Below are 17,299 nucleotides of genomic sequence, written 5' to 3' on the forward strand. Positions count from 1 at the left end.
ACGCAAAGTCAGCGCAGCCCGTCGAACTTGCTGATCTGGTCGGCAGCGAGGCCACCGAGGCGCGAATGGATGCGCGGGCCCTTGGCCATGGTCAGCACGTAGAGCAGCTCATCGGCGCGTGGGCCTTCGGGCAGGCCGACTTCCATGGCATCGAAGTGCGAGCGCACATAGGCCGCGTTGGTATGACCCATGGGCACATCAAGACGGGTGCCGGGGCCGCCCTGCTTCTTCGACGAGGGCACGATGGCCAGGGATTCGCCCAGCACTTCGCGCATCGAGTAGCCGCCCGCCACGTGCCAGAGCGCGGCATGTTCAAGCTCTCCGGCCTCGCCGGCGATACCGCCCTTGCCGTAGGAGTCGATACCCTCGGCGCCGCCCATGGCGTCAACGAGCTTCTGCGCCATCAGCAGGCCGACCGGCTTCAGGTCTTCCAGCGCCTGGGTCAGATCCGCCTGGTAGACACCCGCGTAGGGGTTCTTGACCAGTGCCAGGACCGCGCCGCGCAGCCGCGGGGTCTCGGCCTGGGGACCTCCGTCGTGGTAGATCTCTTCCAGGATGATTTGCGTCTTGCGCAGTGTAAATTCGGCCATCGGCCCCTCCGTTCATTGTCCCGCATGGGCTCTTGCCCGATGCGCCGTCCCAAAGTCTCAGCCCGCGACGGGGCCCTTCCCCGGCGACCCTGCCCGAGGCTGGCCGCCAGCCGCAAGCGCCGGATCGGGCGCCTGGGGTGCCACCATGCGCCCCTGCCCTGCCAGCCAGAGCTGAGCGGCACCGATCAGGCCCCGCGCCAGCAGCATCTCGGCGTGTGTCGCTCCGCGTTCCAGCGCCTCCAGCGCCTCCTCGACCGAGATCTCTCCCAGCCCGGTGGTGACCAGACGTGAGCCCAGATCGCTGTCTGGGGAAAGCTCGCAGGCCGGCTGTCGCTCGACCGCGGGGTGGCCCGGCAGATCGACCATGTTGGCGATCATCGTCGCCGCCGCATCCGCCTGGGCCGCGCCGCTGGCGAGAACCGTCACCGTATCGGCGATGCCCAGCGAATGGCTGCGTCCGCCACGCCCAGAGGTGGCACAGCCGCGGAAGGGCATCTCTGCCGGTACCTCGATGGTGCCACCGGGCATGGCCAGGCGGAAGGGCTCGTCACCGGGACGCCAGGCGATATCGCCGCCGTTGTTGACCCATTGCTTGCCCTCGGGCACGGCCGCGCCCATCACGGCAAGGATCTCTTCCGCGACCGAGCCCGCGACAGCGGCCATGGGGGTGATGAACTGCGGCGCGTGGGGGGCGGTGGCGGCGGCCATGCGACGGCCCACCGGGCTTTGCGGCTGGCCGCCCTCGCGGCGCAGCTCGGCAAGTTCGCCCGTGAGCTCGAGCAAGAGCCCCTCGAAACGCCGACAGGCGGCATCATATGCCGCCTTCCGCTCCGTCTCGGCATAGACGATCAGGTCAATGGGGCCGTCGTGCAGGTGCAGGCGCACCCCGTCAGGCATCATCGCCGCCTGCATCAGCAGGCCTTCTTGGCCGTTCCCGGAAAGGGGGTCACATTGCCGCCCTCCGGCTTGTCTCGGCCGAGCGCCCGGAACGGGTTGTGATAGGCCCCGCCGGTCTCGAGCACATCGCGCAGCGGCCGGATCGAGGCATCGTGACCGCCGAGGCCGACGTAGAGATCGCGCGGCATGGTGAACTCCAGCGGTGCCACCAGCGCTGGCGTCGGCACGTAGCCGAAGCTCTGGTCGGGCATGTCCAGCACGTTGACCATCACCGTGATGCCGCCACCGGGCCAGAGGAAGGCCTCGGCACCGCCAAGGGTCACCTTGGCCTCGCCCGCCTGGACGGCGCGGGTCAGGCGCACAGGGTTCCTGGTCACGCCCGACCTTAGCGAGCCCCCGGCCCCGGCGCAGAAAAGCACGGTGCAAAGCGCGGGCTCGCAGTTTTCCTCGATCAGACGCACCGAAGCCTGAAGCGGCTCGGGCATCGTGGCGGGCTGAGGCACCAGGTCCTCGTCCAGCACGAAATAGCCCGCGTGTTCGCCGGTGGTCGAGACCATGAGCAGGGTCAGGCCGGGCTTCGCGCCCTTCTTTTCCTGCCAGTCGCCAAGGATGGTCAGCGGATCCTCGATATCGGTGCCGCCCCAGCCAAGGCCCGGCTCGGCCACCTGGAAGTAGCGTCCGGGGGTGGAGCGGCGGCCCTTGATGCGGATGCCGGTATCGGCCCAGCCGATCTCCTTGCCCGCCTGGTGTTCCGAGACGACGCCGGTGATGTGGTCATCGACCACGACCACCTCGTCCACGTGGCCCTGCCACTGGGTGGCGAACATGCCGATGGTGGCCGATCCGCAGCCGACCCGCATCCGGGTCTCGGCCTTGCCGTCGACGATGGGGGCCTGACCCGCCTGGACGACCACCTTTGAGCCGCCGTCGATCTCGAGCTCGACCGCCTCACCGTTGCAGAGCGCCATCAGGCTGTCGCAGGTGGCGCGGCCCTCGGGCTTGGAGCCGCCCGTCAGGTGGTCCACCCCGCCCAGCGACAACATATGGGAGCCGTATTCGCCGGTGGTCACATGGCCGATCGCCTCGCCTCTGGCGCGGACCACGGCGGTCTCGTCGCCCAGGTGGCGGTCGGTGTCGATCTTCACCTTGACGCCGCAGTAGGAATAGATGGCCTCGGTCACCACGGTGACCGTATCCACGCCCTCGACCTCGCGCGAGACGATGAAGGGGGCAGGCTTGAAGTCCGGATAGGTCGTCCCCGCGCCAACGCCCGAGACGAAAAGCTCACGTCCCGGCACCATGGCGCCGTCCCAGTCCTCGGCGGCGGTCAGGAAGGGGCGCACCTCTTCCCCGGCCGCCAGCCGCCGGTCCAGCACCGTGACCGGGTCACAGCGGACGATCTTGCCGTTTTCATTGGCATATCTGTCACATGCGCCCGTGCGACCCTCGGCCACATAGCACATGACCGGGCAGGCATCGCATCTGATCTTGTCTACCGGCGCCATGAAAGCCATCCTCTTGGTGTTGCCCTCCGCTTCCTTGAAGCTTGGGCAGCAGGTGAAGCGGTACGTTACGTGGCTGTCACGTTACGTCATTTTCGTTAGTACACAAACAGTATTGACGGAATCAGGGCGCGAATGTCAATAGCTTCTCCAGTCGCCCGATGATTGAAACCACGAGAGATTATTTTCGATGCACTATGACTTCGCGGATGCCCGCGCCGCCAGCTACCGTCTTGATGAGCAGGTAGGTTTCCTGCTCCGGCGGGCCAGCCAGCGCCATCTTGCGATCTTTGCGCAGCGCCTTGGTGCCCTGACCGCAACGCAATTTGCTGCACTGGCGAAGCTCTGCGAGCTGGGCCCGACTTCGCAGAACGCCCTGGGACGGGCAACCGCCATGGATGCGGCCACGATCAAGGGGGTGGCAGACCGCCTGCGCGCCCGTGGTCTGGTCGAAGCCAAACCCGATACGGACGACCGGCGGCGGCACTACCTGATTGCGACGGATGAAGGCCGGGCGCTTTACGAAAACGCAGCCATCGCGGCGGTGGATATCTCGGCGGAAACGCTGGCTCCCCTGACGGCGACGGAACGCGAGACTTTCCTCAACCTGCTGAGCAAGCTTGGTTGATCACTGATCAAGACAAATAGACCGGCGTCGCTCCAGCGGCCCGGATGTGAATTTCCCGAGGTGTGTGTCGGGCCTCCCCTGAACTTATTTCCGGGGTCAAAGAGGCCGTGACGGGGTCCGTCCGGAGCATTTCTGCTCCGGACGGCTACTCAAGACAGGATACCGGGGGCCTCCCCGGCAAAGACCCTTCCGGCGCCCGTGGCACCGGGAGCGAAGAAGTAGTTGGTTGCAGCCAGGGCCGTCCCCGAGCCAGGGCTGAATGGTTTTGTTCAGGGGTGTGCCGGCGCGGAGGCTCGCGCCGGATGTTAACGAGTGCTGAGAGGGGCCGGGTCTTTGATCCGGCCCCTTTCTTTGTCCTCGCATGCGGGCCCGCGCAGCAGCCCCGCGCATGAAGGTTCAGACCCCCAGATGTGCCCGCAGGCGCGCCTCGCCCGGTGCGATCTCCGCCCTGGTGAAATCCTCGGCATTGCGGCCCATCTCAAGCACGCTGACCCGGTCGGCGAAATCCAGCACCGCGTCGATGCGCTGTTCCACCAGCAGCACCGCAAGGCCCCGGTCGCGCATTTGCAGCATGACCTGCCGGATCGCCTCGATCATCGAGGGCTGAAGCCCCTCGGTCGGCTCGTCCAGCAGCAGAAGTTGCGGCTTCAGGCAGAGCGCCCGCGCCGTGGCCAGCATCTGTTGCTCGCCCCCTGAAAGGGTCCCGGCGCGCTGGTTCATCCGTTCGGCCAGACGCGGGAAGAGTTCCAGCATCTCGTCGCGGGTCTCACGGCGCGAGGCGGGGTCCTTGGGCCCTGCCCCCAGGCCGATCTCGATGTTCTGCGCCACCGTCAGCTCGGAGAACAACCGGCGGCCCTGCGGCACGTAGCCCACGCCGCTGCCCGGAACCTTGTGCGGCGGCAGCTGCGCTAGGTCGGTTTCGCCAAGGCAGATCCGACCCGATTGCGCCTTCACCAGCCCCATGATCGACTTCATCAGCGTGGTCTTGCCCGCGCCGTTGCGGCCCATGAGCACGGTGATCTCTCCGGCTTCCGCCGTCAGGGCCACGTCGCGCAGGATCACCGCCTGGCCGTAACCCGCCGTCAGCCCTTCAATCTTCAGCATCAGCGGTCTCCGTTCCAAGGTAGGCGGCCTGCACCGCCGGATTGGCGTGGATCTCGGCGGCCGTACCATGGGCCAGGATCTCGCCGAAGTTCAGCACGGTGATCTCGTCGGCCAGCTCCATGACCACCGACATGTTGTGCTCGATCAGCAGGATGGTCGTCTCTGAGGAAAGCTCGCGGATCAGCGCCTTGAAGGCGGCGATCTCGCTTTCGGCCAGGCCCTGTGTCGGCTCGTCGAGGATCAGCAGACGCGGCATCGAGGCCAGACCCATGGCGATCTCCAGCAGGCGCTGATGCCCGTAAGAGAGATCGCCCGCCACCTCTTCCGCACGTTCGCCAAGTCCCACCCGGCCCAGGGCGCGGGCCACGGCCTCATCCACGGCGGCGCGGTTGCGGCCAAGGCGGCGGCGGGCGGCCAGCGCCACGTTCTCGTGGCACGACAGCCGTGCGAAGACGCTGGTGATCTGGAAGGTATAGCCCATGCCCTGCGCGACCCGTCGGTGCGCGGGCATCTCGGTCACGTTCTTTCCGTCGAACCAGATCGCGCCATCGGTGGGCTCCAGCCGACCGATCAGCATGGACACGAAGGTGGTCTTGCCCGCCCCGTTAGGTCCGATCAGCGCATGGACGCGGTTCTTCTTCAGGGTGAAGTTGATGTCGTTGTTGGCCCGGAGCCCGTCAAAGCTCTTGCCCAGGGCCTCGGTGGTCAGGATCACGTCGCTTGCATGTCTCATGGCAGGTCCTTCCACAGGCGGCGGCGGATCTCGCCCACGATGCCCTGCGGCGCGAAGAGCGTCAGCAGCACCAGGGCCACGCCCGCGATCAGCATGTAGGCCTCGGTCACCTCGGTGGCGAGGTCGATCAGGTAGAACATGAAGAGCGTGCCGATAAAGGGGCCAAGCACTGTGCCCGCCCCGCCCAGAAGCACCCATAGAAGCGCGAAGATCGAATATTGCACGCCCGCGAAGCTGGCACCCACATAGCCGAAGAGCCCGGCATAGGCCGCCCCCGCCGCGCCCGAGATCGTGCCCGAGATGACCAGCGAGGCCAGCTTGCGCCGGCCGGTGTCATAGCCCAGCAGACGCGCGCGCTCTTCGTTTTCGCGCAGGGCCACGAGGACGCGGCCGAAAGGCTGGCGCACCAGCCAGAGCGAGATCATCAGCGCGCCCGAGAAGAGGATCAGCGCGACGATGTAGCGGGTGCTCTCGTCCGACAGGTCCCAGGGACCGATGGCACGCATGTCGCTGGGAACGACGAAGCCATCGTCTCCGCGGGTGAACTCCGAGAAGTAGAGGATGATCAGGTAGGCCGCCTGCGCGAACATCAGTGTCACGATCATGAAGCTGACGTCCTGGGTGCGCAGGGCCAGCAGGCCCACGACCAGCGACAGGAGCGCCGCGCAACCGACCCCGATGAGCCAAGCGGGCAGCGCGGGAATGGCGAAGTGGTAGGCGGCCAGCCCCATGCCGTACATGCCGGCACCAAAGAACATGGCATGGCCAAGGGACAGAAGGCCGGTGTAGCCGAAGGCGATATTGTAGCCGATCGCATAGACCGCCAGCACCATCACGCGGGCGAAGATACCGTGGTGGTAGGTGGGCAGCAGGAAATGCAGCGCAAAGAGCACGGCGATGAGGCCGAGGTGGGTAATCAGGTCCTTGCGGGTCATCGGCTCTTCACTCCGAAGAGGCCCTGGGGCCGGAAGACCAGCACCAAGGCGACGGCCAGGGTGGCGATGATCTTGGCCAGCGTGGGCGTGAAGAAGACCGAGATGATGCCGTCGGACATGCCGATGATCACCGCGGCGACCACGGTGCCCGCAAGGCTGCCGAGGCCGCCGATGATCACCACGATGAACGACAGCAGCAGCGCATCGCCGCCCATCAGGTAGTGGGCCTGCTGGATCGGCACGATGAGCACGCCGGCGAGGGCCGCCAGGGCCGCTCCCGCACCGAAGACGATGGCGTAGACACGTTCAACCGGGATGCCGAAGGCGGTGGCCATCTCGCCGTCAAGCTGGGTGGCGCGCATGATCAGACCGGCACGAGACCGGGTCATGAAGAGACGCAACGCAAAGAGCAGCACCACCGCAGCCACGATGACGAAGAGCTTGTAGCTGGTGGTCGACAGCCCCCAGGGGAAGTAGATCTGGAAGCCCTCTTCCCCGAACTCGAACCAGGGCAGCGCGATGCGGCTGTTGAAGGGCGCGATGACCGGCTTGGCATCCGGGCCATAACCCATGAGGGAGGCCTGCTGGATGATGTAGAGCACACCGATGGTGGCGACGATGACCCGCTCGGGGTCGTAGTCCAACCGTTTCAGGATTGTGATATCGGCGGCGGCGGCGATGGTGCCCACGATCAGCGGGGCCAGCACGGCGGCGGCGATGAAATTGACGGCAGCGCCTCCGCCCAGGCCGGCCATGAACTGGGTCACGACCCAGGCCATCACGGCGCCCAGCATGTAGAACTCGCCATGGGCCACATTGACCACGCGCATCACCCCGAACACGAGGCTGAGGCCGCTGGCCATCAGCGCGAGGACAGCCGCCAGCACGGCGCCCTCCAGCATGGCCAGCATCAGATAGGGTCCGAAGTCCATCGGTCTCTCACTTGGGAATACTTGAAATTGACGGCCCGCCACCCGGACCGGGCGGCCGTAGCCGGAGGGGGCGCCCTGCCCCGCCCACGAGGGACGGGCCAGGGCGCGGGCCGGGGCGTTGCCCCGACCCGTCCCGGGCCCGACCGGATGAGCCTTAGAAGCTCATCGAGGTGTAATCGACCTCGTCGTCATAGAGCGTTTCCTCGTAGGGAACCGTCTTGACCACCGAGAGCTTGCCGCCTTCGACCTTCGAGATGTACTGCGGGCCGAAGACCTGGTGAGTCTTGCCGTTGAACATCTTGGTGCCCTGGGGATGATCCGGGCCGGCCTCGAACATGGTCATGGCCTCGACGGCCTCGATCAGCTTCTGGCGGTCGGCGGTGGACTGGTAGCCAGAGGCTTCCATGCCGGCCTTGATGATGTGCAGGGTCTCCCAGCAGCCGAACATGTGGGCCGAGGTCGACACGTCCGAGGCATCCGCCGTGGAGGCACCATTGGCATCGAGCCCGACCGCGTCGCGGTAGGCCTTCACGTAGTCAGGCGTATCGTCCTGCAGGTAGCGGGGCATGCCTTCCCAGAAGTAGGTGCCTTCAAGGAACTCAAGGCCCGGCGAGCTGAGGTCGGTGGCCTCGAGGCTGTCGATGAAGCCGAAGAGCTCGGGCCGCGAGGGGCCGAAGAACTCGCCCATTTCCTTGACGAAGGTCAGCACGCCGGGGCCGATCATCACGTGGTAGATGACCTCGGTGTCGCGCGGGATCTTCGGGAAGTACTTGGTGAAGGAGGTCTCGGTCGGCGGGATGGCGATCTTGGCCACCACTTCACCGCCAGCCGCCTCGATGGCAGGGGCCAGGTTGTCGCGGTGGTCGTAGCCGAAGGCATAGTCGGGGAAGATCATGGTGACCTTCTTGCCGAGCACGTCGGTCAGGAAGGGTGCCATGGCCGAGATCTGGCTCTTCACATCGGTGATGCCCGGCTGCAGCGTCCAGCGGTTCAGCATGCCGGAGGCCACGTGATGGCCCTCGGAGACGACGAAATAGGGCAGTTTCAGCTCGGCGGCGCGGGGCGCGGCGCCCACGACGACGTGAGAGAAGAGCGTGCCGAAGGCCACGTCGCATTCGGACTGGCTGGCGAATTTCTCGAGCACCTCGGCGGCGCGGCGGGGATCGGTGCCGTCATCTTCGGTCACCAGTTCCACCGGACGGCCGTTGATCCCGCCCTCGGCGTTGATCTTGGCCAGGGCCGCGACGGAGGTGCGCTCGTACCAGCGGCCATAGGCGGCGCCGATGCCGGTGGCGTGCTTGCCGAAGCCGATCTTGATCGGAGCCGAGCTCTGCGCGCTGGAGTAGCGGGCCCAGAGCGGCATGGTCGCCGCCGCGCCTGCGCCTGCCGCAAGCGTCTTCAGCGCCCCGCGGCGGGTCGGGCTGATCAGCCCGGTCTTTGTCTTGCTGGATGTTTCGGTCATGTCCACTTTCCCTGTTGGAGACGGATTAATCCTGGATCTTATTAGGCTGACCCTGGGTTAAAGTCTGTAGGCACACAAACGATCTGTCCAGTGCCTTGTTGTATTTCCCTGTCTGCCAAAGTGCCCGCGCCTGCGGCAATGCTCAGGAAGCGGGCAGCCGCAGGCAGGGGCGCAATAGGCCGCCCTGCAAGGGTTCAACCGCCGCGCGGAGAGGCCAGGAGCCAGAGCCCGAAGAGCGTGTAGAAAATCATGAAGAGCGCCAGCGGCACCTGGCTAAGCGCGGCCCTCCCATGGCTTCCATGCAGGCGAATCGCGGCGCGGTGGCTCATCAGGATGGCCAGGACATGGCCCAGCACCACCGCCGCCGCCTGGCTGAGCCAGATCACCCGCACCGTGTCCTGGCGGTTGAAGAAGCCGGTGGTCACCGTGGTCTCGGGCAGGCTCAGGGGAGGCGCGAGCACGTTCCACAGATACTGCCCCTCGACCAGGGCGGAGGGCAGGTAGTGGGCCAGGTGATAGCCAAAGGCGATCGGCAGGATCGCCGGCGCCAGAGCCTTGAAACTATGCAGGAAACCGCTGTCCTCGATCAGCAGCAGACCGGCCTTGATCGACAGCCCGTAGGCCAGCACCAGGACGGGACCCGACAGGAGAAGCCCCGCCAGGTTCTCTGCCACCACGGCAGAGCGGCCGGTGAACTCGAGCGGGTTCATCCCGATCCAGCCCATCCAGCGGAAGGTCTCGTTCAGCCCGTCGAAAGAGCCGAGCGCAAGGGCCATCAGCATGAAGATCGCCAGCGAGAGGCCCGGCAGGGGCGCACGCTCCAGGTCCCAACCGGGCAGCCCGAGCCGCCAGGCGCCGCCCCTGCGGCGCAGCGGGGCCAGCCGGGCGAACTGACGCGCCAGCAGGGTCAGCCCCTCGCCCCGCGCCAGCCAGCGTGGCCCGAAGAGCACGCAGCCCAGCAGGGTCAGCGCCCAGTAGAACAGCACCATCCAGGCCAGCCGGTCCGGGTCCGAGGGCGCCACATGCACCATGAGCACCGCACCGAAGACCAGGTAGCTGACCAGCGCCGGCCAATGCCCCCAGCCCGCCCGGTAGCGCAGCAGCGGCCGCAGCCCGAAGAGGCCCGGCAGGGCGGCGGTGACACGAAACGGGCTGAGCCAGCGCCAGAGATCGCCGACCACCCCCTGCGCCGCCATGATGAACAGCCAGAACCCGGCCCAGACCATCAGCGGCAGGGGATTGTGCACCGGGTCCTGGGTGCCTGCGAAGCCCTCCGAGATCGCCCAGAGCAGAAGCATCGCCGAGAGCGACGAGCTCACCATGGTGCCGCGCTGCCCTCCGCTGCCTGCCAGCCGGAGCGGCAGGAACATCCGTCGCGCCAGGGCCTCGGGGATCACCGCGATCAGCACAAGCGTCAGCACCACCGAGGCCACGCCGCCCGCGATATAGAGGTCTGTCGGCAACAGAAGCACGAAGCCCTGCTCGGAGGCATGCGCCAGCGCCGGCCCCGGCAAGAGCGCCAATGCGCCCGCCACAATCACTCGTCCCGTCATCACATCCCCGCCCCTGCCGACTACCCGTCTTCCCTGCCTGTCGTGCCTGGCGCATGATCATGCGCTAGGCATCTGCTGGCCACATGCAAACCTGCCGGGCGGCGGATTGCAAAGAGGGAATTGACTTCGCGGCCCGCATCGGAAATTCATTTGCACACAAATGTATCTAATGCGGGGTAAGTCATGGAAAGCGGACAGGTGATCGGCTGCGACGTGGGAGGGACCTTCACGGATCTGATCCTGATGGACCCGGCAACGGGCGAGGTCCGCATCGCCAAGGTGCCCTCGACGCTGGACGACCAGTCCCGCGGCGTGATGAACGCGGTGGCCGAGGCCGAGGCGTCGCTGCCCGACACCGCGCTGATCGTGCATGGCACCACCACGACCACCAATGCAGTGCTCGAACGCAAGCTGGCCCGCACCGGCATCATCACCACGAAGGGCTTCCGCGACGTGCTGGAGCTGGGCCGCCGCACCCGTCCGCAAGCCTATGGTATGAAAGGCGACTTCAAGCCCCTCATCCCCCGCGACCTGCGCCTGGAGGTGCCCGAGCGAATGGACGCCGAAGGCCGCGTGATCACGCCGCTCGACGAAGACGCGCTGCGCGCGGCGGCGCAACAGCTGCTGGAGCTTGGCTGTACGGCGCTGGTGGTCCACTTCCTGCACGCCTACCGCAACCCTGCCCATGAGCTCCGCGCCGGAGAGATCCTGCGCGAGATCTGGCCAAACCCCTATGTCACCCTCGGCCATGCCCTGCTGTCGGAAAGCCGCGAATACGAGCGCGGCGTGACGGCGGCGGTCAACGCCTCGGTGCAGCCGATTCTCGACCTCTACGTGCAGAACCTTGCAGGGTCTCTGGAAAGCGGGGGCTATGGCGGCGAGCTCCTGGTGATGAACGGCAATGGCGGCATGGTCTCGGCCCGACGGGTCGCCGAAGAGGCCGCGCGCACGGTGATGTCCGGCCCCGCTTCCGGCGTCATGGCCGCAGCCTTCACCGGCCGCGCCGCCGGCATCCCCGACCTCTTGACCTACGACATGGGCGGCACCTCGACCGACGTGGCGCTGATCCGCGACGCACAGCCTGCGGTTTCCAATGAAATCGAGGTTGAATATGCCATGCCGATCCACGTGCCCATGGTCGACGTGCGCACCGTCGGCGCGGGCGGAGGCTCCATCGCGCGGGTCAATGCGGCGGGCCTGCTGGAGGTCGGCCCCGAAAGCGCCGGCGCCACCCCCGGCCCGATCTGCTACGGCCGCGGTGGCACCGAGCCGACGATCTCGGACGCCAACCTGCTGCTCGGTCGGCTCGACCCGGCACGGCTGAAGTCCGTCGAGGGCGGCGTGACTTTGCAAACCGTGCGCGAGATCTTTGCAAAGAAGCTGGGCGAGCCCCTGGGCCTCTCTCCCGAAGAAGCCGCCGAGGCCGTGATCCAGCTGGCCAACGTCAAGATGGCGGGGGCGATCCGCATGGTCTCGGTCTCGCTCGGGGCCGATCCGCGGGACTTCGCGCTGTTTGCCTTCGGCGGCGCCGGACCGCTGCACGCGGCCTCGCTGGCGCGGGAACTGGGCGTGCCGACCGTGCTGACCCCTGCCCGGCCCGGCATCACCAACGCGCTTGGCTGCCTCGTGGCCGACCTGCGCCACGACTTCACCAATACCGTGGGTCAGCCGCTGGACACCCTGGACATGGGAGAGCTGGCGGACACGCTCACCGCCCAGGCCGAAGAGGGACGCGCCCTGATCGCCCGCGAAAAGGTCGAGATCACCGACGTGCAGGTGCTGCACTCGCTCGACATGCAGTTCATAGGCCAGACCCACCTGCTGCGGGTCACGCTGGAAGGCCCCGAGATCAGCCGCGACGCCCTGCAGGCCGCCTTTGAAGAGGTCTATTGGAACCGCTTCCAGGTCCGCCTGCCGGCGATCCGCGCGGCGGTGGTCAATGCCAATACCTCGATCATCGGCACCCGAAACTCGCTGGACCCCGCCCGCCTGATCCCCGCCGAGCACCGCAAGCCCACACTGGCGGAGGCCCTGCGCGCCACGCGGCCCGTGATCTTCGACGGCCAGACCTACGAGACGCCGCTTTACCAGCGCGACCTGCTGCCGGCCGATGCCACCTTCGACGGTCCCGCGATCCTCGAGCAGATGGACACCACCATCCTCGTCCCGCCGGGCGACCGCGTCACCACCGACGCCATCGGCAATATCCTGATCCACGTGGGGGCTGCAGAATGACCCGCTTCCATTCGATGGCCATAAATACTCGCGCCGCAGGCAGCGCCCGCCAGGGCGATACCCCCCTCTCCAAGGAGACGTCCCGATGAGCATCGACCCCATCACCCTCTCCGTCATCCAGGCCGGCCTGCAGCAGGTCTGCGACGAGATGGACCTGACCTTCTCGCGCGCCGCCTTCTCGCCGGTGATCGCCGAGGCCAACGACCGCTCCGACGGGATCTATTCGGCCACCGATGGCGCGCTGATCGCACAGGGCAACATGGGCCTGCCGGTTTTCGTCGGCACCATGCAGTATTCCACCCGCGTGCTGATCGAGGGCATCGCCGAGGGGCTCGTGGCGGCGCCGAAGCCGGGCGACATCTACATCGTCAACGACCCCTATTTGGGTGGCACCCACCTGATGGATGTGCGCTTCGCAATGCCTTACTACCGCGACGGCGAGATCTTCTGCTGGCTCTCCAACACCGGCCATTGGCCCGACACCGGCGGCGCGGTGCCCGGCGGCTTCTCGGCCTCCGCCACCTCGGTCGAGCAGGAGGGCCTGCGCCTGCCCCCGGTCCGCCTCTTCAAGGAGGGCGAGCTGGACTGGGAGATCTACCGCATCATCTGCTCCAACATCCGCGTCGCCGATCAGCGCATCGGGGACGTGCAGGCCCAGGCGGCGGCGCTGAAGGTCGGCGCGGCCCGGCTGGACGAGTTGCTTGGCCGCTACGGCGACAGCACCGTCGCCGATGCCATCACCGAGCTGCGTGGCCGTGCCGCCCAGCAGATGCGCACCTATCTAGAAGAGATCCCCGAGGGCACCCACCGGGCCTCGGCCTGGATCGACAGCGACGGGGTGGTCGATGAACCGCTCGAGATCCGCCTCGCCGTCACCCGCGACGGCACGGATGTGACCTTCGACCTGGCGGGCTCCTCGGCGCCCTGCATGGGGCCGATGAACTCGGTCCTGGCGACGACGCTTTCGTCGGTCTACCTGGCCATGCGCCACATCTTCCCCGAGGTGCCGATCTCTGCCGGCGCCTTCGAGCCGCTGCATGTCACCGGCTACGAGGGCACCTTCCTCGATGCCCAGTATCCCCGCCCGGTTTCGGGCTGCGCCGCCGAGGTCAGCCAGAGGATCGCCGAAGCCGTCTTCGCCGCCCTTGCCCCCGCCCTGCCCGACCGTGTCACCGCGGCCCCCGCGGGCAGCTCGGGCAACTTCGCCCTGGGCGGTCATGATCCTGAGAAGAAACGGGATTTCGTCATGTACCAGATCTCGGGAGGCGGCTACGGAGGCAATGCCGACCATGACGGCCTGTCCAATGGTTGCTCCACCATCGGCATCTCGAAGGCCCCGCCGGTCGAGATCATGGAGGCGCAATTCCCCGTCCTCTATCACCACTACGCCCTGCACGAGGGCTCTGGCGGGGCGGGTCTGCATCGCGGCGGTTTCGGTCTCGACTACGCGGTCGAGCTGCGGCGCGGCCAGGCCACGGCGAGCTTCGTGATGGACCATGGCCGCACCGGGCCGCAGGGCGCACTTGGCGGCGCGGACGGCACGGTCAACAAGGTGCGGGTTATCCGGGGCGGCGAGGTCCATGTCCCGCCGCATCTCAGCAAGGAACAGGACATCCCGCTGTCGCCCGGCGATATCGTCCACGTCCGCACCCCCGGCGGTGGCGGTTATGGCGATCCGCTGCAGCGTGACCCAGAAGCGGTGGCCGAGGACGTGCGCCTTGGCCGCTACACCGAGGCCGCCGCACGCGAGGCCTTCGGCGTGGTCCTGGCAGGGGGGCAACCGGATCTTGCGGCCTCCAAGGCCCTGCGCGCGGGCTGAGACGGACGCTTGGACCGGGGGGCGGAAGACGCCCCCCGGCCCAGATCATCCGGAGGTGGGCCAAGGCCGCAAGGTGGGTACCCCCCTTCCCGGCCCCGCCCGGCGCCCTGGCGCCTTACCAGTCGATGAAGTCCAGGAAGTCGCCAAGGACGTATTCCCATTCATCCATGGCCCCCTCGAAAACCGACGCCGGGATACCGTTGCCGGTCAGCATGTAGCTCTCAAGGAAGGGGTCGCCCTCGTCGTCGACGTAGGCGCCTGCCACCACGGTCTTGCGGTTCCACTCGTTGATCTGCGCCGGAGTCATCGGCTGATCCCGGTCAAACCCGGCAGAGAACATAAGGGAGTCGCAGTCCCTGTTGTCGAGGCAGCCGTAGAAATAGAGGCTGAACCCGACGCCCGCCGCAGAGGTGTGGATGATGGGATCACCGGCGCTGTCCACGTCCAGCTCGGCGCGATAGCCAAGGTCCTGCAGCAGCGACACCAGCCCCGCGGGCTCACGCGCCGAGACCATGCCCTGGCCGACCTCAGAGCCGGAGCCATTCCCCGCCGCCCGCGCGACAGAGCCAATGGCATCGCCGATCAGACCTCCGGTCGACTTGGCCAGCACCGGCTGGGCCATCGCGGCCAGCAGAACCGCGGAAACCGCGTAGCGATGAAATGGGGACATGGGAAACCTCGTTCTGTCTTCTGAATGCGCCCTCCATGCCCGGCACATCGGCGATGCGCAAGCGGGTCATCTTCGCATCACCTGCCCGATCCCGGCCATCGGGCAAAGAAAAACCCCGCGCTCCGGTCCGGGGCGCGGGGTTTCTTTTGGTTCTGTCCGAGACGCTTACTGATCGAGGAAGCTACGCAGCTTGCGCGAGCGCGAGGGGTGCTTCAGCTTGCGCAGCGCCTTGGCTTCGATCTGGCGGATACGTTCGCGGGTCACGCTGAACTGCTGGCCCACCTCTTCCAGGGTGTGGTCGGTGTTCATGCCGATGCCGAAGCGCATCCGCAGCACACGTTCTTCACGCGGGGTGAGCGAAGCGAGCACGCGGGTCGTGGTTTCCTTCAGGTTTTCCTGAATGGCGGAATCCAGCGGCAGGATCGCGTTCTTGTCCTCGATGAAATCGCCCAGCTGGCTGTCTTCCTCGTCCCCGATGGGGGTTTCGAGGGAGATCGGCTCCTTGGCGATCTTCATCACCTTGCGGACCTTCTCGAGCGGCATCTGCAGCTTCTCGGCCAGTTCCTCTGGCGTCGGCTCGCGGCCGATCTCGTGCAGCATCTGGCGCCCGGTGCGGACCAGCTTGTTGATCGTCTCGATCATGTGGACCGGGATACGGATCGTGCGCGCCTGGTCGGCGATCGAGCGGGTGATGGCCTGGCGAATCCACCAGGTCGCATAGGTCGAGAACTTGTAGCCGCGGCGATACTCGAACTTGTCGACGGCCTTCATCAGGCCGATGTTGCCTTCCTGGATCAGGTCGAGGAACTGCAGGCCGCGGTTGGTGTATTTCTTGGCGATCGAGATCACCAGGCGGAGGTTGGCTTCCACCATCTCCTTCTTGGCCTGGCGGGCTTCCTTCTCGCCCTTCTGGACCTGCTGCACGATGCGGCGGAATTCAGAGATATCCAGACCGACGTACTGGCCGACCTGGGCCATGTCGTTGCGCAGCTCTTCCACCTTGTCGGCAGAGCGTTCGATGAACATCTGCCAGCCGCGACCGGGCTTGCCGGCCATGCGCTCCATCCAGTTGGGATCGAGCTCGTGGCCACGGTATTCCTCGACGAACTCACGGCGGTTGATGCGGGCCTGGTCGGCCAGCTTCACCATCGAGCTGTCGATCTGCATGATGCGGCGGTTAATGCCGTAGAGCTGGTCAATCAGCGCTTCGATGCGGTTGTTGTGCAGGTGAAGCTCGTTCACCAGCAGCACGATCTCGGAGCGCAGCTTCTGATAGGTCGCCTCGTCGCTCTCCGAGAAGGAGCCGTCCTCGTTCAGGGTGGCGCTGATGCGCTTGTCCTGGATTTCCGACAGGATCTCGAAGTCATGGGCGATGCGGTCGAGGGTCTCGAGCACGCGCGGTTTCAGCGCCGCTTCCATGGCCGCGAGGGACATGTTCTGCTGGTCGTCCTCGTCGTCGTCATCGTCCTTGGACAGCGGGTTGCCATCGGCGTCGAGCTCGGGGCCCTCGTCCTTCTTCGGCTGGGCCGCGACGTTGGAGGTATCCACCACCGGCTCGTCGGCCTCTTCGTCCAGCTGGTCGCCGAAGGTGGTCTCGAGGTCGATCACGTCGCGCAGCAGAATGTCTTCCGACAGAAGTTCGTCGCGCCAGATGGTGATCGCCTGGAAGGTCAGCGGGCTCTCGCAGAGACCCGCGATCATCGTGTTGCGGCCGGCCTCGATGCGCTTGGCGATGGCGATCTCGCCCTCGCGCGACAGCAGCTCGACCGAGCCCATCTCGCGCAGGTACATGCGCACCGGGTCATCGGTACGGTCCAGCTTCTCCTGGCTGCCGGAGCCAAGGGTGACTTCGCGATTCTGGTTGGTCGTGGCGACAGCAGTGGTCTTCTGCTCTTCTTCCTCGGCCTCTTCATCCTCGATGATGTTGATGCCCATCTCGGAGAGCATCGACATCACGTCTTCGATCTGTTCCGAAGACACCTGGTCCGGCGGCAGGACCTGGTTCAGCTGATCATAGGTGATGAAGCCTTTTTCGCGGGCCTCCGCGATCATCTTCTTCACGTTAGCCTGGCTCATGTCGAGGGAGACTTCTGCCTCCTGCTCTTCCATCTGGGCTTCGTCGTTGTCCTTGGCGGCCATGGCGTAACTCCTGCGCAGTGGATGCGGCGGCTAACAGCTGTGATTCGGTTGATCCGAATCAATACCTGCTTTCACCGATTCGCACACCCGTTTACCCTGA

At 66.4% G+C, this 17,299-nt stretch carries 14 protein-coding genes; 3 read left to right on the forward strand and 11 right to left on the reverse strand.

Annotated features, from left to right (window positions below):
• Positions 1–8: 8 nt before the first annotated feature.
• The 3 genes from CRO50_RS16855 to CRO50_RS16865 are packed head-to-tail and all read right to left on the reverse strand — an operon-like array spanning position 9 to position 2,992.
• A complete protein-coding gene (locus CRO50_RS16855; protein WP_097147105.1) occupies positions 9–590 on the reverse strand; it encodes an amino acid synthesis family protein in 582 nt (193 codons plus the stop codon).
• A gap of 57 nt (positions 591–647) precedes the next feature.
• Positions 648–1,502 carry a hypothetical protein gene (locus tag CRO50_RS16860; RefSeq protein WP_097147106.1) on the reverse strand — a complete coding sequence of 285 codons (855 nt, stop codon included), beginning with the start codon at positions 1,500–1,502 and terminating at the stop codon, positions 648–650.
• On the reverse strand, positions 1,502–2,992 hold the full coding sequence (locus tag CRO50_RS16865) for a 6-hydroxynicotinate reductase (RefSeq protein WP_097147107.1): 1,491 nt from the start codon (positions 2,990–2,992) through the stop codon (positions 1,502–1,504). The genes CRO50_RS16860 and CRO50_RS16865 overlap by 1 nt, the downstream gene beginning before the upstream one ends.
• Positions 2,993–3,179: 187 nt before the next feature.
• On the opposite strand from CRO50_RS16865, the gene CRO50_RS16870 reads away from it, so the two are divergent.
• Entirely contained in the window at positions 3,180–3,617 is a 438-nt protein-coding gene (locus tag CRO50_RS16870; protein WP_097147108.1) for a MarR family winged helix-turn-helix transcriptional regulator, read from the forward strand.
• Positions 3,618–4,013: 396 nt separating this feature from the next.
• Here CRO50_RS16870 and CRO50_RS16875 read toward each other — a convergent pair whose 3' ends face one another.
• The 6 genes from CRO50_RS16875 to CRO50_RS16900 form a co-directional block, all read right to left on the reverse strand.
• Positions 4,014–4,721 carry an ABC transporter ATP-binding protein gene (locus tag CRO50_RS16875; protein ID WP_097147109.1) on the reverse strand — a complete coding sequence of 236 codons (708 nt, stop codon included), beginning with the start codon at positions 4,719–4,721 and terminating at the stop codon, positions 4,014–4,016.
• Positions 4,708–5,454, reverse strand: a complete 747-nt coding sequence (locus tag CRO50_RS16880) for an ABC transporter ATP-binding protein (protein WP_179747310.1) — start codon at positions 5,452–5,454, stop codon at positions 4,708–4,710. Before CRO50_RS16880 ends, CRO50_RS16875 begins: the two co-directional genes overlap by 14 nt.
• On the reverse strand, positions 5,451–6,389 hold the full coding sequence (locus CRO50_RS16885; protein ID WP_097147110.1) for a branched-chain amino acid ABC transporter permease: 939 nt from the start codon (positions 6,387–6,389) through the stop codon (positions 5,451–5,453). The genes CRO50_RS16880 and CRO50_RS16885 overlap by 4 nt, the downstream gene beginning before the upstream one ends.
• On the reverse strand, positions 6,386–7,321 hold the full coding sequence (locus tag CRO50_RS16890) for a branched-chain amino acid ABC transporter permease (protein WP_097147111.1): 936 nt from the start codon (positions 7,319–7,321) through the stop codon (positions 6,386–6,388). Before CRO50_RS16890 ends, CRO50_RS16885 begins: the two co-directional genes overlap by 4 nt.
• Before the next feature lie 154 nt (positions 7,322–7,475).
• Positions 7,476–8,783: an ABC transporter substrate-binding protein gene (locus CRO50_RS16895; RefSeq protein WP_097147112.1), complete on the reverse strand. Its 1,308-nt coding sequence runs from the start codon at positions 8,781–8,783 to the stop codon at positions 7,476–7,478.
• 194 nt (positions 8,784–8,977) lie between these two features.
• Entirely contained in the window at positions 8,978–10,336 is a 1,359-nt protein-coding gene (locus CRO50_RS16900) for a hypothetical protein (RefSeq protein ID WP_097147113.1), read from the reverse strand.
• A gap of 183 nt (positions 10,337–10,519) precedes the next feature.
• Here CRO50_RS16900 and CRO50_RS16905 point away from each other — a divergent pair, with 183 nt between their 5' ends.
• On the forward strand, positions 10,520–12,571 hold the full coding sequence (locus tag CRO50_RS16905) for a hydantoinase/oxoprolinase family protein (protein ID WP_097147114.1): 2,052 nt from the start codon (positions 10,520–10,522) through the stop codon (positions 12,569–12,571).
• Positions 12,572–12,656: 85 nt separating this feature from the next.
• Positions 12,657–14,390, forward strand: coding sequence for a hydantoinase B/oxoprolinase family protein (locus tag CRO50_RS16910; protein WP_097147115.1), 1,734 nt, complete (start codon positions 12,657–12,659; stop codon positions 14,388–14,390).
• Between the two features lie 115 nt (positions 14,391–14,505).
• On the opposite strand, the gene CRO50_RS16915 is transcribed toward CRO50_RS16910, so the two are convergent.
• Together CRO50_RS16915 and rpoD are read right to left on the reverse strand one after the other, a co-directional pair.
• The gene (locus CRO50_RS16915) at positions 14,506–15,060 is read right to left on the reverse strand and encodes a YbjN domain-containing protein (RefSeq protein ID WP_157791701.1); all 555 of its coding nucleotides are present in this window, start codon (positions 15,058–15,060) and stop codon (positions 14,506–14,508) included.
• Positions 15,061–15,225: 165 nt separating this feature from the next.
• The gene (gene rpoD / locus CRO50_RS16920; RefSeq protein ID WP_097147117.1) at positions 15,226–17,199 is read right to left on the reverse strand and encodes an RNA polymerase sigma factor RpoD; all 1,974 of its coding nucleotides are present in this window, start codon (positions 17,197–17,199) and stop codon (positions 15,226–15,228) included.
• Between the last annotated feature and the right edge of the window lie 100 nt (positions 17,200–17,299).

Origin of the sequence: Pseudooceanicola antarcticus (genome assembly GCF_900215355.1) — a bacterium.
GTDB classification, from domain to species: Bacteria; Pseudomonadota; Alphaproteobacteria; order Rhodobacterales; family Rhodobacteraceae; genus Pseudooceanicola; species Pseudooceanicola antarcticus.